This is a genomic window from Nonomuraea sp. SBT364 (assembly GCF_001083785.1).
Classification (GTDB): Bacteria; Actinomycetota; Actinomycetes; order Streptosporangiales; family Streptosporangiaceae; genus Nonomuraea.
The window spans coordinates 1-19,705 of sequence record NZ_LAVL01000152.1 but is presented as its reverse complement, the minus strand read 5'-3'; the positions used below and the strand labels follow the sequence as shown (position 1 = coordinate 19,705).

Here is a 19,705-nt window from a genome sequence, read left to right as displayed (position 1 = left end):
GTCCGTGGGGATGGTGGGGCGGAGTGCCGCCTTCGGGCTGGGGCGGCGGAGGATAGGACATATCCCTATTTTGAAGCCCACAGCCGCGCCCCGATGCATTTCGTCGGTCCCCCCCGATAGCGTCGGCCCCATGACGGACCCGACCACCAGCGGCACCCGGCCCTCGCGCTGGCTGCGTGGCCCGCTCCGCCCTTTCCAGCACGGCCAATACCGGCTGCTCACCGGCTCGCTGGCGGGCTCCATGCTGGGCGAGGGCCTGTGGCTGATGGCGATGGTGTGGCAGGTGATCGAGCTCGGCGGCGGCGCCGGTGAGCTGTCGATCGTCTCGACCTGCACGGCGCTGGGCATGGTCGCCACGGTGCTGCTCGGCGGCGTGATCGCCGACCGGGTGCCGCAGCGCCGGGTGCTGCTGTCGACCGAGCTGGTGCTGGCCGCCTCCGCCGTCGTGATCGCGGCGCTGGCGCTGCTCGGCGTGGTGCAGATCTGGCATCTCGCGGTGGTCGCGCTCGTGCGCGGCATCGGCAGCGGCTTCTACTATCCGGCCTACTCCGCGATGCTGCCCTCGATCGTGCCCGCCGACCACCTGCTCGCGGCCAACGGCATCGAGGGCACGCTGCGCCCGATCGTCCTGCAGGCCGGCGGCCCGGCGGTCGCCGGGCTCCTGGTGGCCGCCTACTCCCCCGGCGCCGCGCTGGCCGTGGGCGCCGCGTCGCAGGTGGCGGCCACGGTGTTCCTGCTGCTGATGAAGCCGGTCCCGCACCGCCGCGACCGCACCGGCGAGGAGCCGCGCCACCCGCTGCGCTCGATGATGACCGACCTGCGCGAGGGCTTCTCCTACATGATGCGGACGCCGTGGCTGCTGGCGACGCTGGTGTTCGCCTCGCTGATGATCCTCGTGGTGATGGGCCCGATGGAGGTGCTGATCCCGTTCGCGGTCAAGGACGGCGCGGGCGGCGGCCCGGAGGACCACGCGCTGGTGATGGCCGCCTTCGGCGTCAGCGGCGCGCTGGCGTCGCTGGCGATGGCCGCGCGCAGGCTGCCCCGGCGCTACCTGACCGCGATGAACGTGATGTGGGGCCTGGCCTGCCTGCCGTTCGTGCTGATCGGCATCGCCCGCGACGTATGGCTGATCGCGCTTGGCGCGTTCGTGATCGGGGCGCTGTTCAGCGCGCCGATGGTGATCTGGGGCACGCTGCTGCAGCGCCGGGTGCCGCCGGCCCTGCTGGGGCGCGTGTCGAGCCTCGACTTCTTCGTGTCGCTGGTGTTCATGCCGGTGTCGATGGCGCTGGCGGGCCCGCTCAGCGAGGCCATCGGGCTGACGACCACGTTCATGATCGCCGGTCTGCTGCCGCTGCCGATCGCGGTCGCGGCGATCCTGCTGGCCCGCATGCCGGCCGACGAGCTCGCCCACCCGCTGGACCACGCGAAGGACTGAAAGGCGTCTCCAGGAGCGAAATGGGTCTTGACAGGCCCTATTTGTTAGTAAAGCTTCCTATTGACTAGCCGGACTGACAAGGTGGTGCATGGTGAGGATGTTCGTCCTCGGGACCCTCCTGGTGGCCTTCGCTGTCGTGGCGCCGCCCCCGGCCGCCGTCGCGCAGGGGCGCACGGCGATGCACGATCTGGTTCCCGCCCCCGTCTCGGTGCGGCCGGCCCCGGGGGCGTTCGCGCTGCGGCCCGGCACGGCCATCGCCTCGGACGACGCGGGCGTGGCCGCCTATCTGGCCGGGGTGCTGCGCCCGGCCACCGGTTACCGCCTGCCGATCCGGCGCGAGGGCGCCATCTCGCTCCGGCTGAAGGGCGCGCCCGCGCACGTGGGCCGCGAGGGCTACCAGCTCGACGTCACGCCCCGCAGCGTGACGATCAAGGCGCGCACGGCGGCCGGGCTGTTCAACGGCGTCCAGACGCTCCGCCAGCTGCTACCCGCGAGCGTCGAGAGCACGACCGTGCGGCCGGGGCCGTGGCGGGTGCCCGCCGGCCGAGTCGTCGACCACCCCAGGTTCGCCTACCGGGGCGCGATGCTCGACGTCGCCCGGCACTTCCACCCGGTCGACACGGTCAAGCGCTACATCGACCGGATCGCCCTCTACAAGATCAACCATCTGCACCTGCACCTGAGCGACGACCAGGGCTGGCGCATCGCGATCGACACCTGGCCCCGCCTGGCCTCGTACGGCGGAAGCACCCAGGTGGGCGGCGGGCCGGGCGGCCACTACACCAAAACCGACTACCGGGAGATCGTCGCCCACGCCGCCCGGCGGCACATCACGATCGTGCCGGAGATCGACGTACCCGGTCACACCAACGCCGCCCTCGCCTCCTATCCGGAGCTCAACTGCGACGGCGTCGCCCCGCCCCTCTACACCGGCACCAGGGTCGGCTTCAGCTCGCTGTGCACGTCCAAGGAGATCACCTACACCTTCGTCCGCGACGTGCTGGCCGAGCTCGCCGCGCTGACCCCGGGCCCGTACCTGCACCTCGGCGGCGACGAGGCCGACGCGACCTCCGACGCGGACTTCGCGGCCTTCCTCAACCGGGCCCACCCCATGGCCGTGTCGCTCGGCAAGACGGTCGTGGGCTGGCACCAGATCGCCGCGCCCGCCGTGCGTCACTCGCCGGGCCGCGTGCTGCAGTACTGGGGCCTGTCGGGCAGCGATCCGCAGGTCGCCGAGGCCGTCTCGGGCGGCGCCAAGGTCATCATGTCCCCAGCGAACAAGACTTACCTGGACATGAAGTACGACCCCACCACCCGGCTCGGGACGACCTGGGCGAGCCTCATCGAGGTCCGGACCGCCTACGACTGGGACCCGGGGGCGCACCTGACCGGCGTGCCGGAGTCGGCGGTGCTCGGCGTCGAGGCGCCCCTGTGGACCGAGACGATCGTGACGGAGGACGACCTGGAGTACATGGCCTTCCCCAGGCTGCCCGCCGTGGCGGAGCTGGGCTGGTCGCCCCGGTCGGCGCACGACTGGGAGGGCTTCCGGGAGCGGCTGGCGGCACAGGGGCCGAGGTGGGAGACCCTGGGCATCGGCTTCCACCGTTCGCCCCAGGTCTCATGGCCGGGATGATCGAGGCAGGGTCCCCGGCCCGGTTTCCATGGCGGGGGTGATCGGGGCAGACTTCGGGGGTGATCCATCACTTCGCGGTCGGTGACCTGTCCTGCGCCGTGGTCAGCGACGGGCAGCCGCGGCCACCTCTGGAGCCGCCGCTGGCGGAGTTCTTCACCCCCGACACCGGCGTGCCGGAGCGGGAGCTGCGCGCCGCCGCGGCCGACCGGACGACGCTGACCTGCGGCTACAACTGCCTGTTCGTGGAGACCGGCGCCGGCCTGGCGGTGATCGACACCGGTCTCGGCCGCGACTTCACCGGCTACGGCCCCTACATGACGCCGCTGGTCGGCAAGCTGGGCGACGGCCTGGCCGAGGCCGGTTTCGCGGCGTCGGAGGTGGCGGCCGTGGTGTTCACGCATCTTCACGAGGACCACACGCGGGGAGCCGTCGGCGCCTTCCCGGACGCGACCGCGTACGCGCACGCGGCGGAGGTGGCGTTCTGGAAGGACGCGACGTCACTCCCCGACGTGCGGCGCGGCCCGGCGCTGGAGGCGATCAGGGTGTTCGGCGAGCGGCTGCGGGAGGTCGAGTACGGCGCCGAGATCCTGCCGCACGTCCACACCGTCGACGCCGCCGGGCACACGCCGGGGCACACGGCGATCCTGCTGCGATCCCGGGGCGAGCGGCTGCTCTGCGTCGGCGACTCCTTCTACGACCCGCTCCAGCTGGCGCACCCCGCGTGGCGCACGCCGTGGGACCACGAGGCCGAACGGTCCGTGCGCAGCCGCCGCAGGATCCTCGCCTGGGCGGCCGACGAGAGCGTGCCCGTGCACGCCTACCACCTGCCGTTCCCCGGACTGGGCCGGATCGAGCGGCGCGGCGACGCCTTCGCCTGGCGGCCACTGGCCTAGGAGCCCAGCGCGAGATCAGCGCACTCGTCGTCCTGCTCGGGGCTGCCTCCGCTGACCGCGATCGCACCGACGACGACCTCGCCCCGCCGGATCAGGCGGGAGCCCGCACCCGCCATGATCGGTGTCGCCGCCAGTTGATCCATCTGCGCGAACAAGGCCGGCCATGCCCGCTGCAGCCGCAGGAGCTCGCCGCCGTCGCGGTGGAACAGCGCCACGCTCGATGCCTTCGCGGGGGCGATGCGGGCCGACAACGGCGGCGCGCCGTCCATGCGATCGAGAACCTGCAAGTGTCCGCCGTCGTCGACGATCGCGACCGTGACCAGGGCGCCGAGTGCTCCGGCATGCTCGCGTACGCGGGCGCTGACGGCCCGGGCCTCGTCCAGTGTGAGTGGCACGTACGCCACCTCCCAATATCCTTGGTCCAACCAATCTTGGCCGGACCAAGCATAGGCGAGTTCGTGGGCCGAACCAAGGGATCGCCCTATACTTCCCGCATGGCGATAGACGAATCACCCGCCCGCCTGCGAGCCAAGCCGAGCTGGCTCATCAGCAAGACGTCGGCCCGGGCTCATCGCCTCATCGCCGAGGCGATGGCCGGTGCGGGCGGGCGCGCCTACCACTTCGCGATCCTCGCCGCCCTCGACGAGTTCGGCCCCGGGAGCCAGGCGCAGATCGGCCAGCGGTGCGGCATCGACCAGAGCGACATGCACGCCATGGTGAACGAGCTGGCCCGGCAAGGTCACGTCGAGCGCATGCCGGACCCCGGCGACCGGCGCCGCAACCTGATCGAGCTCACCGCCGCGGGGCGACGCCGGCTGGAGGAGCTGGACGCGGCGCTCTCCGGGGTCCAGGACAGCCTGTTCGACGCGTTGTCCGCCGCCGAACGCGACCAGCTCACCCAGTTGCTCACCCGCATCCTCGGCTAGCTAATAGCTGGAAGCGCACGATGCGGATGGTCAGCAGCCGCCGGACGTCCGATTCGGTCAGGTAGGGCACCAGCCCCATCCACGAGCACACCTGGAGCCACTACGTCAGCCAGTCCATCCGGTGCCGGTCCGGGTGCAGGCCGGCGCCGGCGAGGGCATCGCGCTCCTGGGGCCCGACTCTCCCGCCGGGGGTCTCAGCGGCCGTACGTCAGCCGCCGCAGGAGCGTCTCGGCGGGCCCGCGCCGTCCGCCGCGCGACAGTGTCGCCGCGAGCACGACGGTGAACAGCCAGGTGACGACGGCGATGCCGGACGCGGCGGCGTCGCCCAGCCGGGTCCCGAGGCCGCCGAAGTAGGGCGCGAAGAGCGCCACGAAGACCACCGACTGCAGCAGGTAGCACGTGAGCGACCACTGACCGCACGCGGCCAGCGCGCGGGTGACCGCCCCCGGGCGCGCGCGACGCTCCCGCCCGGCCACGACGAGCCCGATCAGGGCGGCGTACGCGAGCCCGCCTGCGATGCCGGTGACGCTGTGCAGCGCGTACACGGAGACGCCGATCGCGTCCGAGACGTCCCAGAGCCGCGTGTCGACCAGCGTCAGCGGCAGCCCGCCCGCGACCGCGATCACCGTGCCCGTGACGCCGGCCCGGCGGAGCAGTGCCCGGTGCGCCCCCGGCTCCTCCAGCAGGCGGCGGCGGGCTGCCCAGATGCCCAGCAGGAAGGCCGGCACGACGCTCACGGCGAAGTACGTCGGCGTCATCCCGGACCAGCCGATCATCCGCATCACGGCCGCCTCCAGCGGGTCGGCCATGGCGGCGGGCGTGTCGCCCTTCCCCGCGGCCACGGTGAGCAGCCCGAACAGGCCGAGCACGACCACGTGCAGCACGGCCCCCACGCCGGCGGCCCAGAACAGGGCACGGTCACCGCGCCGGACGAACCCGACGAGCACCAGCCCGACCAGGCCGTAGGCGCCGAGGATGTCGCCGAAGAACAGCAGGAGGGCGTGACAGAACCCGAAGGCCAGCAGCCACAGGCTGCGCGCGCGCAGCACCCGCCGCACCTGCGGCCAGGTGCGGCCGGCGGCGAGCTGCCGGTCGGCGAGCTGGACCAGTCCGTAGCCGAACAGGCCGGCGAACATCGGCAGCGCGCGCCCGTCCACCAGGAGGATCTGGACCCCGGCCACGAGCCGGTCGACGAGATCGCCGTCGAGGGTGTAGCCGCGGAAGCCGGCCGGGTGGCCGGACAGGTACATGTGCGCGTGGGCCACCGCGATGAGCAGCAGCATGAGGCCGCGCGCGAGGTCGGGTGCCAGGGACCGCCGGGCGAGCGGGACGGCCTGCCGCGCGGGGGGCGGTGCGGTGATGGACATGGATATCCCCAGGAATTAGATACACGAGTGTAGCTTATGGCTCAGAGTAAGATACAGCCCTGTAGCTGAGCAAGGGGCAATCATGGGCGATCAGAACAGCCGGACCCGGCGCCGCGGCGAAGAGCTGATCAACGCCATCCACACCGCCGTGCTGGAGGAAGTGGTCGAGGTCGGCGTCGGACGGCTGACCATGGACGGCATCGGCAAGCGGGCCGCCACCCCCCGGAGCACGCTGTACCGCCGCTGGTCCGACCCCGTCGAGGTGCTCCTCGACGCTCTCTATCACGCCCATCCCGTCGAGGAGCCCACCCTGGGCGCCGACGACCTGCGCGGCGACCTGATCCGGGCGCTCCAGCTCATGGTCAGCTGGACGCTCAGCCCGGCCGGCCGCGCCGTGGCGACCATCCTCACCGACCCCATGGGCGCGGCCAAGATGTCCGAGCCCCTGCAGGAAAGGGTCTTCGCCAACCGGGGCGGCACGTTCACCAGCACCGTGCTGCGGCACTACGCCGAACGCGGCCACTTCCCCGCCGAACGGCTCACTCCGGTCGTCACCGACATCGGCGAGGCACTGGTCGTCAAGCGGCTGCTCGACGGCGCCCCGCCGAGCAACGCCGACCTCGCCGACTTCGTCGACCAGGCGATCCTGCCGGCGATCGGGCTCGGCCCGGCCTGAGCTCAGTGCCCGGCGCTCTGGTAGTGGTCGAGCTGCCGCCGCCACACGAGGTAGGCCACGGCGATCAGGACCACGCCCAGCAGCGGCGCGGCGAGCGCCCAGGAGGCGTCCAGCTTGCCCAGGACGACGCTGGAGGGCACGTACGCCACGAAGGCGACCGGCAGCACGAAGGTGAGCAGCCATTCGGTCACGCCGCCGAAGACCTTCATCGGGTACGAGCCGAACCTGCTGAAGACGTCGTCCACGAAGACCCGCAGGGCGGTCGTGTCGACCATGCGCAGCGACAGCGAGGAGAGCCCCAGGAAGAAGGCCGCCTCGATGAGGGCGCCCCCGGCGACCGCCACCACGCAGTAGGCGACCAGCCAGGCGTCCCAGTCGACGGGCACGTTCCCACCGGCCACGGCGAGCAGCGTCACGCCCACGAGCAGGTCGCCCACCTGCCCCAGGCCCACCCGGTTGCCCATGAGCTGGACCAGGGGGTTGAGCGGGCGCAGCAGGAACCGGTCGAACTCCCCGTTGCGCACGACCCACTGGATGTCGTGCACGCTCATCATGGGGATCATGGCCAGGGCGTGGGCGGTCAGGCGCAGCCCGTACAGGAACGCGATCTCCGCCAGCCCCCAGCCCGCCAGCGAGGGAAAGGTGTGCATCACCACCCAGATGAACGCGAACCCGGCGCCCTGCCAGACCGCGCCGCTGAGGACGCCGATCACCGAGTTCAGCCGGTACTGCATGGCGCTCCGCGCGGAGGCGCGCTGGAGCAGGACGTACAGGCGCAGCGAACGCGCGAGCTCAGCCACCCTGGATCACCACCCTCCGGTGCGCCCGGGACCAGGTCAGCGCGAGCAGGCCCCACAGCCCCGCGATCCAGGCCAGCTCGACCATGATCGGCCCTGCGACGTCGGTGATGTGACCGACGTAGATCGCCGCCGGCACGTAACCCAGATACTGGAACGGCAGCGCCCCGGCCAGCACGCCCAGGAAGCCGGGGAAGAAGGCGAGCGGCACCATCGTCCCCGCGAAGAACTGGCTGACCAGCCGGTAGAGCAGCGAGATCGCCCCGATCTCCATCGTCCAGAAGCCGATCAGGCTGATCAGCAACGCGAGCTGCACGGCGATCACGTACCCGAGCACCAGCGTGACCACGTACCCGGGGCCGTTGACGGGCGCGGTGATCGAGCCGACCAGCAGCACCACCGGGACGACGGGGGCGAGCAGCAGCAGCCCGCCGAAGGTGTTGCCCACCTGGAAGGCGGCCATCTGCCTGAGGTAGCCGGGCGGCCGGGCCAGGTCGAAGAAGACCGTGCCGCTGCGGATGCGCTCGTGGATCGTCCGGGAGACGACGGTGTGGGTGGCGAAGGACTGCAGGTTGGCCAGGGTGAGGTAGGCGAGCAGCGCGTCCAGCGTGAGCCCGGCGGCGGCGGGGCGCGCGCCGTACACCGAGGTCCAGATCATGCGCAGCAGGAACACCTGGGCGACCAGCGTCACGCAGGTCATGACGATGTTGCTGCGGTAGGCCAGGGCGAGGCGGAATCCGATGCGCATCATCGGGAGTAGATCCCTTTGATCACGCTCTCCAGGTCGGGTTCCTCGATCGACAGGTCGCGGATGGTGTGCTCGGCGGAGATCGCGGCGATCATGCCGGGCAGGTCGCCGCGGATGTCGAAGACGTAGCGTCCCTCGGCGTCCCGCCGCACGCCCCGGACCTCCTCCGGCTCCGGCTCCAGCAGCACCACCAGCCGCCGGGGCTGGTCGACCAGCGCGTCGATGGCGCCGTCGAAGAGCACCTTGCCGCGGTCGATGAGGATGATCCGCTTGCACAGGGCCTCGACGTCGGCCAGGTCGTGCGTCGTCAGGATGACGGTGGTGCGCCCGGTCCGGTTGACCTCCACGATGAACTCGCGCACCGCGTCCTTGGCCAGCACGTCCAGCCCGACGGTCGGCTCGTCCAGGTAGAGCAGCGGCGGTTCGTACAGCACGGCGGCGGCCAGGTCGCCGCGCATCCGCTGGCCCAGGCTGAGCTGGCGCACCGGCGTGTCGAGGAAGTCGTCGAGCCCGAGCAGGTCGCGCAGCTTCTTCAGCGACGTCTCGAACCGCGCGGCGGGCACGTCGTAGAGCGAGCCCACCAGCCGCAGCGACTCGATCAGCGGCAGGTCCCACCACAGCTGGCTGCGCTGCCCGAAGACGACGCCGACGTTGCGCGCGTTGGCCGAGCGGTCGCGCCACGGCACCAGGCCGCCGACCCGCACGGTGCCGCTCGTCGGGGTGAGGATGCCGGTGAGCATCTTGATCGTGGTGGACTTGCCGGCGCCGTTCAGTCCCAGGTAGCCGATCACCTCACCCTCGTCGATCGTGAAGCTGACGCCGTCGACGGCGGTCTTCTCCACGTACTGGCGGGTGACCAGCGTGCGTAACGCGCCCAGCGGGCCGGGGAAGGTGCGTGGCCGGCGGAAGACCTTGGTCAACCCCTCTGCCCGGATCATCCAGTGATCCTTTCCTCGCGAGATGGAAGCCGCAATCGCTTTTCTACCGGCCGGACCCCGACGAAAGTCAGGGTTCGCGCCAGACTTTCGCTCATGTCGGCACTGACCTGCGCCTTCGTACGCTGCTTCGCATGATCGGAATCCGACGCGACGCCGCTGCCGTGCTTCTCGCCCTGGCCGTCGCGATGCCCCTGACCCCGTCCCCTGCCGCCGCCGACGTGCGCCCGGCCATCCCCCGTCCGACCGGCGCGTACGAGGTCGGCCGCGACACCCTGCACCTCGTCGACGGCGAGCGCCGCGACCCGTGGGTCCCGTCCTCGGGCGCGCGGCAACTGATGGTCTCGATGTACTACCCGGCCCGCGGCGGCGGCGAGCCCGCCCCGTACATGTCCGTCGACGAGGCCCGTCTCCTGCTGAAGGGGCAGAACCTCGACAAGCGGTTCGCGCCGGAACTGCTCGCCGGCACCGGCACGAACGCCCGCGCCGGCGCCCGGCGCGCCGGCGGCAGGCACCCGCTGGTGGTGCTCTCCCCCGGTTTCACCCTCAACCGCGCCACCCTCACCTCGCTCGCCGAGGAGCTCGCCTCCAGGGGGTACGTGGTCGCGCTCGTGGATCACGCCTACGAGTCGTTCGGCACCACGTTCCCCGGCGGCCGCACGCTGACCTGCGTCGCCTGCGACACCGTGGAGAAGGCCGGCTCGGCCGCCGCCGAGAAGGAACTGCTGGCCAAGGCCGCCGCCGGCCGGGCGGCCGACATCTCCTTCGTCATCGACCGCCTGACCGGCTCGCCCGTCTGGAAGCGCTCGATCGACCCGAGGCGCATCGGCGCGGCCGGGCACTCCCTGGGCGGCAACGCCGCGGCGAGCGTCATGGCCGCCGACCGTCGCGTCCGCGCCGGGGTGAACATGGACGGGACGTTCTTCGCACCGGTCCCGAAGCGGGGCCTCGGCAAGCGGCCGTTCCTCATGCTCGGCACCCGGTCCGGGCACTCGCCCGGCTCCGAGGACACCAGCTGGCCCCGGGACTTCGAGCGGCTGGACGGCTGGAAGCGCTGGCTGACCGTCGCCGACTCCGGTCACTTCACCTTCATCGACCTGCCGATCCTGGGCGGGCAGGTCGGCATGACCGACCCCTCGGCGCCCCTGTCCGGCAAGCGGTCGGGTGAGATCACCCGCTCGTACGTGGGCGCCTTCTTCGACCAGCACCTGCGCGGCAAGCACCAGCCGCTGCTCGACGGCCCCTCCCCGGCCAACCCCGAGGTCACCTTCCAGAACCCTCGATCCCCGTCCGGTCAATGACGTCGTGGAGATACCGCACGGCGAGCTTCTCGGCGTGGTGGCGCCGTTCGAGCTCCGCGCCGGTGTCGTCGAGCCACCGCCGGTAGAGCTCGACGCAGGCGAGCAGGGCCTGACCGGCGTCGTCCCGGTCATGGCCGCAGAGGGTTCTGCGCAGCTCGCGCGCCTCGTCGGGCGCGATGGATTCGAGGTGGCGGACGCCACGCGGTGACGCGCCCGCCCGCAGCGCGGCCAGGGGCCCCAGCACGGCCTCACGCAGGTAGCCGAGGAAGCCGATGACCTCGAACAGCTCGCCGCGGCCGAGCTTCGCCGCACCGTAGTGCACCCAGGTCCAGAACCGGTCCTCGATCCACTGCAGGTCGAGCGGCGAGGCCGTCGGCGGACGCGCCGCGAGGGAGGCGGCCAGAGCGCCGTCCCGGTCCCACAGGACGTCCGGGTCCTCAGTGCGTTCGGCGAACCCGGAAGCCCGGACGAACTTGAAGTCCACATGGAGGAGGGGCGGCCCGACCAGCGTGATGATCAGCCGGGGTTCGCCGACGTGCTCCCCGGTGAACCCCGCCACCAGGGCGGTCCACGAGCTGATCAGCGCGAGGCGCTCCGCCATGACCCAGTCGAACGCCTCGTCGTCGACGACCACGATGAGGTCGACGTCGGAGTAGACGTCGGGGCGCCCACCCGCGATCGACCCCGCGAGGGCGACACCGGCCACTCTCGGTTCCTGCCGGATGCGAGGGAGCACCTCGCCGAGGAACTGGTTGTGCAGGGTGAGAGCCTCCATGGCGTTCCTTCCGGTACGAAGCAAAGTCTTCGAACGTACCACGCCGCCGGGCTCCCGGGTCAGGTCACCTGGTGACGCGGTCGAGGAGTTCGAGCAGGTGGTGGTAGGGCTTGCCGGTGGCGCGGGTGAGGCCGAGCTCGCAGGTGCGGTTGACCGAGGCGTGGGCGGCGAAGTCGCCGGCGGTCACGGAGGCGGCTTCGGCGCGGGTGGCGGAGGCGGTCAGCTCGGGGTGGAGCAGGCCGCGGTCGCCGGCGAAGGCGCAGCACTGCCAGCCGTCGGGGACGACGACCCGCTCGGCGACGGCCTGCGCGATGCGGGTGATGGCGGCGTCGAGGCCGAGGCGGGTGGACGAGCAGGTGGGGTGCAGGGCCAGCGAGGGCAGCCGGCGGGCTTCGGGCAGGCGGGGCAGGATGTGCTCGGCGGTGAAGGCGACGGCGTCGATCACCTGGAAGCCGAGCTTCTCGAAGCCTTCGGTGCAGGAGGCGGCGTCGGTGACGACGGGGACACGGCCGCCGTCGGTGGCCTGCGTGAGCACGCCGGCGACGCGGCGGGCCATCGTCTCGTGGCCGTCGGCGAAGCCCTTGGACGACCAGGGGGTGCCGCAGCACAGGCCGGCGATCTGCTCGGGGACGTGCAGGCGCAGGCCCGCGCGTCCGGCCAGGCGACGGAAGGCGGCCATCACGCCGGGGCCGCCGTCGGCGGGGGCGAACAAGGTGTTCAGGCAGGACGGCAGGTAGACGGCGTCGGGCGAGCCGGCCGGGTCGGGGCGGCGGCGCGTGCCTCCCCTGGGCAGGTCGCGGCTCCACTGCGGCACGGCCTCGGAGCCGATCAGAGCGCGGGCCGATCGGCTGGCGCCCTCGGGAAGCGCGGGCGGGACGCTCGCGGCCGTGTCGAGGGCCGAGTTCATGGCCCGGGTGACGCCGTCCCAGTGCTTGGCGGCGCTCTTCCAGCCGGCCCGGGCCGGGCGGCCGTGGCGTTCGGCGCGCAGGCGCCTGGTCAGGTCGCCGGTGTTGATCTGGACGGGGCAGGCGGTGGCGCACATGCCGTCGACGGCGCAGGTGTCGACGGCGTCGTAGGCGTACTCCTCCTCCAGCTCGCGGGCGAGCGCGTGGTCACCGGCGGCCCGGGCGGCGGCGAGCTCGCGGCGCAGCACGATGCGCTGGCGGGGCGTGGTGGTCAGGTCGCGGCTGGGGCAGACGGGCTCGCAGTAGCCGCATTCCACGCACCGGTCGACCTCGGGCTCGACCGTGACGACGGTCTTGAGGTCGCGCAGATGGGCGTCGTCGCGGTCGGTGAGGAGCACGCCGGGATTGAGGATGCCGGCGGGGTCGCACAGCCGTTTGACCTCGCGCATCACCTCGTACAGCTCGTCGCCGTACTGCCGCCGCACGAACGGGGCCATGACGCGGCCGGTGCCGTGCTCGGCCTTGAGCGTGCCGTCCCGGCCCAGCACCGCCTCCACCATGTCCTCGGTGAAGTCGGCGTAACGCCGCAGGTCGGTGGCGAAGCGCTCGTTCAGCATGAAGTGCAGGTTGCCGTCCTTGGCGTGGCCGAAGACGACGCTGCGCTCGTAGCGGTGCTTGGCGAACAGGCCGTTGAGGTCGTCGCACAGGTCGGCCAGGGCGGGCACCGGGACGGCCACGTCCTCCAGCAGCGCGGTGGTGCCGCTGGGCCGGGCGCCGGCGACGGAGGCGTACAGGCCCTTGCGGATGTGCCACAGTGCCGCCCGCCCGCCGGCGTCCCTGCTCAGCCGGGCGGGCACGGACAGCTCCAGCTCGCCGAACACGCTCGCCGCCGCGCGCTCCCGCTCGCCGAGCAGCCCGGCGTCCGACTCCTGCCATTCCACCAGCAGCGCGGCATGATCTTGTACGTTCAGCGTACGCAGGAGGTCGTCGGCCTTGGGGTCGGTCCGCGCCACGCGCAGCGACTCGGCGTCCAGCAGCTCGACGGCGGCGGGCTCGGCGGCGACCAGGCCGGGCATCGCGGCCATGGCCTGGTGCAGCGTGGGGAAGACGAGCAGGCCGGTGGCGGCCAGGGGGTGCGCGGGCACCGTGCGCAGCACCGCCTCGGCGACGAAGCCGAGCGTGCCCTCGCTGCCGATGATCAGGTGCGCGAGGATGTCCACGGGGTCGTCGTGGTCGAGGAAGCTGTTGAGCCCGTAGCCCATGGTGTTCTTCAGCGCGAACTGGGCTTCGACGCGCCGCACCGAGTCGGGATTGCCGCGGACCCGGTCGCGCAGCCGCTCCAGGCCGACCGCCAGCTCGGGTTCGAGCGCCCGCAGCCGCTCCCCGGCGTCGGGCGCGCCGGTGTCGACGACGGTGCCGCTGGCCAGCACCAGCGTCATCGACTCCAGGGTCCGGTACGTGTTCGCGTGCGTGCCGCAGGTCATGCCGCTGGAGTTGTTGGCCACGACCCCGCCGATCGTGCACGCCGACTCGCTGGCCGGGTCGGGGCCGAGCTTGCGGCCGTAGGGCGCGAGGCGGGCGTTGACCTGGCGCAGCACCGCGCCGGGCTGCACCCGCACCCGCGCGCCGTCGTCCAGCACCTCGATCGAGCGGAAGTGCCTGCGCGTGTCGACCAGGAGGTGTTCGCTCACCCCCTGCCCGCTCAGGCTCGTCCCGCCCGACCGGAACGTCAGCGGCAGCCCGGTGCGCAGCAGCGCCGCGACCTGGCCGGCGTTCTCGGGAACCAGGACGGCCTGCGGGGTCAGCAGGTAGTGCGAGGCGTCGTGGGCCATGCCGAGCCGGTCGCTCGCCCGTGTACGGGTGATCCCCGGCACGGCGTTCTCCACGGCGGCGAGGCTGGCGCTATCGATCACATGCGTACTCTCTCATGCGGTCCGCCCAGGTCACGCGAGTGCCCATGGACCACGATGCCGACCACGATCTCCCCGCGGCGCGGGGACCGGGGAGGCGCTAATTGATCGCGCCGTTCTTCAGGGCCCACTCGACGAAACCGTCCGGGGCGTTGCGCACCCCCAATATCTGCGCGCCCTTGATGGAGGAAACGGCCTCCCAGTCCCTCAGCCCCATCAGGTCCGCCCGCTCCAGATTGGCGCCGCTGAGGTTCGCTCCCAGGATGGTGGCGCCGCGCAGACTCGCCTCACGCAGGACCGTCCGGGACAGGTCGCTCTTGATGAGATTGCACGACTCCAGGCTCGCCTTTTCCAGATGTGCGCCCCGGAGGCTCGCCTCCGGCAACTGGGCGCCGAGCAACTCCGCTTCAGCGCAGTTGGCGCCGTCCATGATGGCCCCCTGGAGGCGGGCTTTGCGGAACACGACTCGCACCAGCGACGCGTCCTTGAAATTCGCGTCGAACGCGGTGACCTGCTCCAGGTCCGAGTCGTCAAGCGTGGCCGACCGGAAATCCGCGGTGGACAGCGTGGAGTTGGCCAGATTCGCACGAGAAAGGAGGACGTTGTCCAGGCGGGCACCGGTGAGGTTCGCATAGGCCAGATCGACGCCGACGAGACTGCCGTCCTTGATCCAGTCGCTGTCGCGCAGTTCCTTGACCGCCCGGATCGCGGCGGCCTGATCAGTGCTGCCCATCTCCCAGATCAGTCTCTTCTTGAGCTGCGTCCGGTTCTCCTGCGCGTAGAGCTTGTCGATCAGCAGCACCGTGATGGAGATGCTGATGAGGCTGGTGGACAGATTCGCGTAGAGCGATGCGACGAGCTCGCTCGCGACCCAGTTGTCCGGATACCAATAGAGCAGGATGAGCAGGAGCCCGGCCACCAGGAGCAACCAGGCAGCGCGCTGCGCCGACATTAGCCGTGCTCTTTTGCGTCGTATTCATAGGTGATGATGAAATGAGAGTTCGAGCGGCCTTTCGTGACGATGGCACCGCCCTCCGCGGTCAGCGTCACCCCGAACTCCACCTTGATCCGGTCGGCCCCGCTCCGCGCGTTTCTCAGGGCGCCGATGATGGACCTCGTCACCGTCGACAGAACTTCGCTCAACGGCTCTTCGTCGACCAGGATGTTGCGTTTCCTGGGGAGGCTGACGGACAGTGATTCCTGGTCGGACAACTGATAGCGGACACCGTCGCGCGTTTCTATCGTGAGCGGGTCTTGCGCCGACATGTTTCCTGCTCCCTCACGTCGCCCACCCTGGACTGGCGCATTCTCGCCCCTGCCAACACCGTTGGCAACCCGCCCGTGAGAGCCCGCGCCGCCCCGCCGGAACTCCGGGCCGACGGAGCCGAGATGCGGCCTGTAGCCGGTCGCGAAGATGACCGTGTCGACGTGTTCGCGCTCCCCGCCGGCCCGGACGACCCGGTCGTCGTCGAAAGGCGGTGAACATCGGCCGCCGGTCCATCCGCCCTACCTCCAGCGAAGCGGCGTGGCCCCCGGTGTCCAGGACGGGCGTCCCGGTGGCGATGCGGGCCGGCCAGTGCGGGGGCAGGTCGTCGAACCCGGTGGTGGCGTGCCGGTGGTGCACGTCCTCGGCGCCGACGATCTGCGGCACGAACTGGATCGGCTGCCGCGAGGCGATCGTCACCGCGGCGACCTCGGCGCGCTCGTACGTGACCTGGACGGCCGAGTGGCCCGGCGCCCACCACCACGACACGCCGCCCGGGCGGCCGGCGAGCCGCGCCTGCACCTGCTCGGCTACGGCGACTGGACGGGCCCCGCCTCGGCCACCCTCATCGGCGCGGGCCGCAGCAGGCGGTCTCCGACATCGCGGCGCTCAGCGGCGGGTCGCCCACCCCGGAGCCCAGATCCCGGCGTCGCCGGGCCCGGCGGACGCGGCGGCGAGGTGGTCGCGGAGGACGGCCAGCCCCGGGTGGGGGTTGTCGCGGCGCCACAGCAGCGAGTGCGGGTAGACGGGCGTCGGGTCGGTCACCGGGATGCGGCGCAGGCCATGACCGGCGGGCCAGACCAGGCGGGTCTGCTTGCCCATGAACGTGGCCAGGGCCGGGGTGTCGGCGATGGTGTCGAGGAGCGCGTCGGAGCCGAAGTTGGGGCCCGTCGCCTCGATGGTGAGGCCGAACTCGGCGACGAGGTCGTCGTAGTAGGCGGCCCACTCGGTGCCGGGGACGATGCCGGGCATCCAGATCCGGTGCCCGGTGAGCTGGGCGAGGGTCACCGACCGGGCGCCCGCCAGCACGTGGTCGGGCCCGGTGAGAAGCTGCAGCACCTCGTCCTGCACCCAGACGGAGTCGATCTCCTCGGGCAGGGGCCTGCCCGGCACGGCGACGGCGCGGAAGGAGGCGTCGATCGCACCGGACCGGATCGCGGCGACGGCCGCCTCGATGTCGAACAGCATCACCACGTCGAGCTCGATCTCGGGGTGCGCGCGGTGGAAGCCGCGCATCAGGCCCGAGGCCGCGCTGCGTGAGGCGATCACGTCGACGCGCAGCGGGCGGCTGCCGGGCAGCACGGACGCGACCGCGCGCTCGGCGACACGCAGCAGCTCGCGCGCGTGGGGCAGGAACGCCTGCCCGTCGATGGTGAGCCTGGCCCCGTGCGCCGTGCGGGTGAACAGCCGCACGGCGAGGTCCTTCTCCAGCCCGGCGATGCGCTTGGAGACCGCCTGCTGGCTGATCGACAGGTCCGCGGCGGCGTCCTGGAACCGGCCGGTGTCCACGACGGCGACGAACGTGCGCACAGCATCGAGATCCACAGCAGCCGACCTTAGTACACAACCCGTGGTTGTGCGATTTCTGCCGACCGGTTGTTTGACCTGCCCGCCCGCCTCACGTTTTGATCTCCCAGATCAACGAATGGTTGTCTTCCGGAGAGAGCGGGTGCGTGTTGGGAAGGTCGCTGGGGCGGCAGTTCAGCTGGTTCTGGGCCGCGTACGCGGTCAGCGCGTTCGGCACCTGGCTCGCGTTCGACGCGTTCGCCCTGATCGCGATCCTCGCCCTGGACGCGGGGCCCGCCGAGGTGTCGGCGCTGGCCGCCGCCGGGCTCGCGGTCGGGGCGGTGGTCGCGGTGCCGCTCGGGCCGTGGGTGGAGTTCCGGCGCAAGCGGCCGGTGATGATCGCGATGGACCTGATCCGGTTCGCGGCGCTGATGAGCGTCCCCGCCGCCTACCTGCTCGACCGGCTGAGCTTCGCTCACCTCCTGGTCGTGGCGGTCGTCGTCGGCGCGGCCGCCATCGCCTTCACCGCCGCGAGCGGAGCGTGTCTCAAGGCGCTCGTCCGGCCCGCGGACCTGCTCGTCGCGAACGGGCGGTTCGAGGCCACGACCTGGACCGCCACCGCGCTCGGGCCGCCGCTCGGCACCGCCGCGATCGGGCTGGTCGGCCCGGTGGCGAGCGTGGCGGCCAACGCGGTCAGTTTCCTCCTCTCGGCCGCCGGGATCCGCGCCATCGGCGGGCACGAGCCCAGCGCCGCGCCGACCGCCGCACCGTCCCGTCCCAGGGCCCGGGACCTGCTGGAGGGGTGGCGGCACATCCTGGCCAGTCCGGTGCTGCGCCCGCTGTTCTTCAACACCGTCCTGGTCAGCGGCCTGATCATGGCCGCCACACCGTTGCTCGCCGTCCTCATGCTCGGCGAGCTCGGGTTCACTCCTTGGCAGTACGGCCTGGCCTTCGGGGTCCCCTGCGTCGGCGGCCTCATCGGCTCGCGGCTGGCCGGCCCGCTCCTCGCCCGCTACGGACGGCACAAGGTCATGCTCACCGCCGGGACGCTGCGCGCGTGCTGGTGCGTCGGACTGGCCTTCGTCGGCCCCGGCCCCGCCGGGCTCGTCCTCGTCATCATCGTCGAACTCGGGCTGATCACCTGCATGGGCGTGTTCAACCCGGTGTTCGCCACCTACCGGCTCGAACAGCTCCCGCCGGACCGGGTCGTCCGCACGTTGTCCGCCTGGTCGATCACCAGCAAGGCCACCGTCGCCGCCCTGACCGGCTTGTGGGGCCTGCTGGCCGCCCTCACCGGCCCCCGCACCGCGATCGCGATCGCCGGTGTGCTCCTCCTGGCGACCTCGCTCCTCCTCCCCCGGCACGACCGCACGCCCCCACTCAGGAACGCCGACCAGGCGCCACCGGAAAGGCGAACACTCGCATGAGCACCACCTCCGCGCTCGACCCCGCACGCACCGCCCTGCTCGTCCTGGACTGTCAGCCCGCGATCCTCGGACTGCTCCCGGAAAGCGACACCGAAGCCCTGCTGGGACGCCTAGAAGGGGCGATCGCCGACGTTCGCGCCGCGGGCGGCACCGTCGCCTACGTCCGGGCCGGCTTCACCGAGGCGGACTGGGCCGCGATCCCGGCCGCCAGCAGGTCCTTCGCGCCGATCGCCCAGCACCGTCTCATGCACCACGCGGACCCCGGCACCGCCGTCCACGAACGTCTCGCTCCCCGGAGCGGAGACCTCGTCGTGCGCAAGGTCCGTCACGGCGGCCTGTCCACCACCGATCTCGATCAGCGGTTGCGCGCCCACGGCATCACCGCTCTGATCATCGCGGGCGTCAGCACCAGCGGCGTCGTCCTGTCCACCGTCCTCGACGCGGCCGACCGCGACTACCGGCTCCACGTCCTGACCGACGGCGTCGCCGACCCGGACCCGGTAGCGCACGACGTCCTGCTCCACCGAGTCCTTCCCGCCCGGGCCCACCTCCTCGGAACCGCCGAACTGCGCGCCCTCCTGCAACAGGCCCACGGCTGAGCAAGCCCCGTCCTCGGCCCCGGAACCGGCCGCCTGATCGTCATGCCGGGCTCGGCACGCCGCCTGCCCGCCCGGCCAGGCGGCGTCCGGCCCGCTGCATCGGCAGCTCCACGTACCGATGGGTCAGCCAGCTGACCGGCAGCAACACGGCGAGCACGAGCACGCCGACGCCGGCCTGCGCCGGCCACGGCGCCCGGCGCAGGTCCCCCAGCACCCGCATGGCGATCAGCAGGATCGGCAGATGCACCAGGTAGAGGGAGTAGCTGATGACGCCGAGCCGCACCAGCACGGCGGGCAGGCGCCGCCCCCGCAGCGCCATCGCCCCCGCGAACGTCAGCGCGGCCAGCACGATCGTCAGGATCCACACCGGCGGCCGCACCCACCACCACCCGGCACTGATCGCCCAAACCGGCGTCAAGGCCACCACCCCTCCGGCCACGAACACCGGCCACAGCCGCCCCCGCCCGCGCTCCCACCGATGCACCGCCGTGCCCGCGAACATGAACGCCAGCATCGCCGCCCCGAACCACGGCACCCGGCTGCTCATCAGCAGCAGCACCAGCGCCATGACCCCCAGCACCACGGCGGCCGGCCGGGCGCCGTGGTGC

General features: G+C 72.0%; 19 protein-coding genes. 8 read left to right on the top strand and 11 right to left on the bottom strand.

Annotated features, from left to right (window positions below):
• The first annotated feature begins 130 nt into the window (after nucleotides 1-130).
• The 3 genes from ADY59_RS38455 (at nucleotide 131) to ADY59_RS38445 (ending at nucleotide 3,961) form a co-directional block, all read left to right on the top strand.
• Nucleotides 131-1,435 (top strand): MFS transporter, encoded by a 1,305-nt coding sequence (locus tag ADY59_RS38455; protein ID WP_049573406.1) that lies wholly within the window; start codon nucleotides 131-133, stop codon nucleotides 1,433-1,435.
• An 88-nt stretch (nucleotides 1,436-1,523) separates the two neighbouring features.
• The gene (locus tag ADY59_RS38450) at nucleotides 1,524-3,068 is read left to right on the top strand and encodes a beta-N-acetylhexosaminidase (protein WP_049573403.1); all 1,545 of its coding nucleotides are present in this window, start codon (nucleotides 1,524-1,526) and stop codon (nucleotides 3,066-3,068) included.
• A gap of 59 nt (nucleotides 3,069-3,127) precedes the next feature.
• Complete coding sequence (locus ADY59_RS38445) at nucleotides 3,128-3,961, top strand: MBL fold metallo-hydrolase (RefSeq protein WP_049573400.1); 834 nt, start codon at nucleotides 3,128-3,130, stop codon at nucleotides 3,959-3,961.
• Here ADY59_RS38445 and ADY59_RS38440 read toward each other — a convergent pair.
• A complete protein-coding gene (locus tag ADY59_RS38440; protein WP_197094057.1) occupies nucleotides 3,958-4,356 on the bottom strand; it encodes a GlcG/HbpS family heme-binding protein in 399 nt (132 codons plus the stop codon). The genes ADY59_RS38445 and ADY59_RS38440 overlap by 4 nt on opposite strands.
• Before the next feature lie 99 nt (nucleotides 4,357-4,455).
• Here ADY59_RS38440 and ADY59_RS38435 point away from each other — a divergent pair, with 99 nt between their 5' ends.
• Nucleotides 4,456-4,887: a MarR family winged helix-turn-helix transcriptional regulator gene (locus tag ADY59_RS38435; protein WP_231619096.1), complete on the top strand. Its 432-nt coding sequence runs from the start codon at nucleotides 4,456-4,458 to the stop codon at nucleotides 4,885-4,887.
• A gap of 194 nt (nucleotides 4,888-5,081) precedes the next feature.
• On the opposite strand, the gene ADY59_RS38430 is transcribed toward ADY59_RS38435, so the two are convergent.
• Nucleotides 5,082-6,254 carry a DUF418 domain-containing protein gene (locus ADY59_RS38430; protein ID WP_049573398.1) on the bottom strand — a complete coding sequence of 391 codons (1,173 nt, stop codon included), beginning with the start codon at nucleotides 6,252-6,254 and terminating at the stop codon, nucleotides 5,082-5,084.
• A gap of 82 nt (nucleotides 6,255-6,336) precedes the next feature.
• Between ADY59_RS38430 and ADY59_RS38425 the strand changes: the two genes are divergently transcribed.
• A complete protein-coding gene (locus ADY59_RS38425; protein WP_049573396.1) occupies nucleotides 6,337-6,930 on the top strand; it encodes a TetR-like C-terminal domain-containing protein in 594 nt (197 codons plus the stop codon).
• Between the two features lie 2 nt (nucleotides 6,931-6,932).
• On the opposite strand, the gene ADY59_RS38420 is transcribed toward ADY59_RS38425, so the two are convergent.
• Genes ADY59_RS38420 through ADY59_RS38410 form a run of 3 tightly spaced genes read right to left on the bottom strand, consistent with a single transcriptional unit; the run spans nucleotide 6,933 to nucleotide 9,413 of the window.
• Nucleotides 6,933-7,730, bottom strand: coding sequence for an ABC transporter permease (locus tag ADY59_RS38420; protein WP_049573393.1), 798 nt, complete (start codon nucleotides 7,728-7,730; stop codon nucleotides 6,933-6,935).
• Complete coding sequence (locus tag ADY59_RS38415) at nucleotides 7,723-8,478, bottom strand: ABC transporter permease (protein WP_049573391.1); 756 nt, start codon at nucleotides 8,476-8,478, stop codon at nucleotides 7,723-7,725. Before ADY59_RS38415 ends, ADY59_RS38420 begins: the two co-directional genes overlap by 8 nt.
• A complete protein-coding gene (locus tag ADY59_RS38410) occupies nucleotides 8,475-9,413 on the bottom strand; it encodes an ABC transporter ATP-binding protein (RefSeq protein WP_049573388.1) in 939 nt (312 codons plus the stop codon). The genes ADY59_RS38415 and ADY59_RS38410 overlap by 4 nt, the downstream gene beginning before the upstream one ends.
• Nucleotides 9,414-9,544: 131 nt before the next feature.
• Between ADY59_RS38410 and ADY59_RS38405 the strand changes: the two genes are divergently transcribed.
• On the top strand, nucleotides 9,545-10,711 hold the full coding sequence (locus ADY59_RS38405; RefSeq protein WP_049573382.1) for an alpha/beta hydrolase family protein: 1,167 nt from the start codon (nucleotides 9,545-9,547) through the stop codon (nucleotides 10,709-10,711).
• Here ADY59_RS38405 and ADY59_RS38400 read toward each other — a convergent pair.
• The 5 genes from ADY59_RS38400 to ADY59_RS38380 form a co-directional block, all read right to left on the bottom strand.
• Entirely contained in the window at nucleotides 10,674-11,486 is an 813-nt protein-coding gene (locus ADY59_RS38400; protein WP_049573379.1) for a nucleotidyltransferase domain-containing protein, read from the bottom strand. The genes ADY59_RS38405 and ADY59_RS38400 overlap by 38 nt on opposite strands.
• Nucleotides 11,487-11,550: 64 nt before the next feature.
• Nucleotides 11,551-14,304, bottom strand: a complete 2,754-nt coding sequence (locus ADY59_RS38395; protein ID WP_049573376.1) for an FAD-binding and (Fe-S)-binding domain-containing protein — start codon at nucleotides 14,302-14,304, stop codon at nucleotides 11,551-11,553.
• 97 nt (nucleotides 14,305-14,401) lie between these two features.
• Nucleotides 14,402-15,253 (bottom strand): pentapeptide repeat-containing protein, encoded by an 852-nt coding sequence (locus tag ADY59_RS38390; RefSeq protein ID WP_049573367.1) that lies wholly within the window; start codon nucleotides 15,251-15,253, stop codon nucleotides 14,402-14,404.
• Entirely contained in the window at nucleotides 15,253-15,567 is a 315-nt protein-coding gene (locus tag ADY59_RS38385; protein ID WP_049573364.1) for a CU044_2847 family protein, read from the bottom strand. The genes ADY59_RS38390 and ADY59_RS38385 overlap by 1 nt, the downstream gene beginning before the upstream one ends.
• Nucleotides 15,568-16,174: 607 nt before the next feature.
• Nucleotides 16,175-17,110, bottom strand: a complete 936-nt coding sequence (locus tag ADY59_RS38380) for a LysR family transcriptional regulator (RefSeq protein ID WP_049573361.1) — start codon at nucleotides 17,108-17,110, stop codon at nucleotides 16,175-16,177.
• Nucleotides 17,111-17,238: 128 nt separating this feature from the next.
• Here ADY59_RS38380 and ADY59_RS38375 point away from each other — a divergent pair, with 128 nt between their 5' ends.
• A complete protein-coding gene (locus ADY59_RS38375; protein ID WP_231619095.1) occupies nucleotides 17,239-18,498 on the top strand; it encodes an MFS transporter in 1,260 nt (419 codons plus the stop codon).
• Nucleotides 18,495-19,097, top strand: coding sequence for a cysteine hydrolase family protein (locus tag ADY59_RS38370; RefSeq protein WP_049573356.1), 603 nt, complete (start codon nucleotides 18,495-18,497; stop codon nucleotides 19,095-19,097). Before ADY59_RS38375 ends, ADY59_RS38370 begins: the two co-directional genes overlap by 4 nt.
• 40 nt (nucleotides 19,098-19,137) lie before the next feature.
• Here the strand turns inward: ADY59_RS38370 and ADY59_RS38365 are convergent.
• The coding region (locus tag ADY59_RS38365) for an acyltransferase family protein (protein ID WP_049573355.1) at nucleotides 19,138-19,705 on the bottom strand (568 nt) is incomplete at its 5' end.

Excerpts from the sequence above, each read along its gene's own strand:
- ADY59_RS38455 (WP_049573406.1), top strand. The coding sequence starts at position 131 with ATGACGGACCCGACCACCAGCGGCACCCGGCCCTCGCGCTGGCTGCGT.
- ADY59_RS38435 (WP_231619096.1), top strand. The coding sequence starts at position 4,456 with ATGGCGATAGACGAATCACCCGCCCGCCTGCGAGCCAAGCCGAGCTGG.
- ADY59_RS38415 (WP_049573391.1), bottom strand. The coding sequence starts at position 8,478 with ATGATGCGCATCGGATTCCGCCTCGCCCTGGCCTACCGCAGCAACATC.
- ADY59_RS38425 (WP_049573396.1), top strand. The coding sequence starts at position 6,337 with ATGGGCGATCAGAACAGCCGGACCCGGCGCCGCGGCGAAGAGCTGATC.
- ADY59_RS38405 (WP_049573382.1), top strand. The coding sequence starts at position 9,545 with ATGATCGGAATCCGACGCGACGCCGCTGCCGTGCTTCTCGCCCTGGCC.
- ADY59_RS38385 (WP_049573364.1), bottom strand. The coding sequence starts at position 15,567 with ATGTCGGCGCAAGACCCGCTCACGATAGAAACGCGCGACGGTGTCCGC.
- ADY59_RS38390 (WP_049573367.1), bottom strand. The coding sequence starts at position 15,253 with ATGTCGGCGCAGCGCGCTGCCTGGTTGCTCCTGGTGGCCGGGCTCCTG.
- ADY59_RS38430 (WP_049573398.1), bottom strand. The coding sequence starts at position 6,254 with ATGTCCATCACCGCACCGCCCCCCGCGCGGCAGGCCGTCCCGCTCGCC.
- ADY59_RS38370 (WP_049573356.1), top strand. The coding sequence starts at position 18,495 with ATGAGCACCACCTCCGCGCTCGACCCCGCACGCACCGCCCTGCTCGTC.
- ADY59_RS38410 (WP_049573388.1), bottom strand. The coding sequence starts at position 9,413 with ATGATCCGGGCAGAGGGGTTGACCAAGGTCTTCCGCCGGCCACGCACC.
- ADY59_RS38400 (WP_049573379.1), bottom strand. The coding sequence starts at position 11,486 with ATGGAGGCTCTCACCCTGCACAACCAGTTCCTCGGCGAGGTGCTCCCT.
- ADY59_RS38450 (WP_049573403.1), top strand. The coding sequence starts at position 1,524 with ATGGTGAGGATGTTCGTCCTCGGGACCCTCCTGGTGGCCTTCGCTGTC.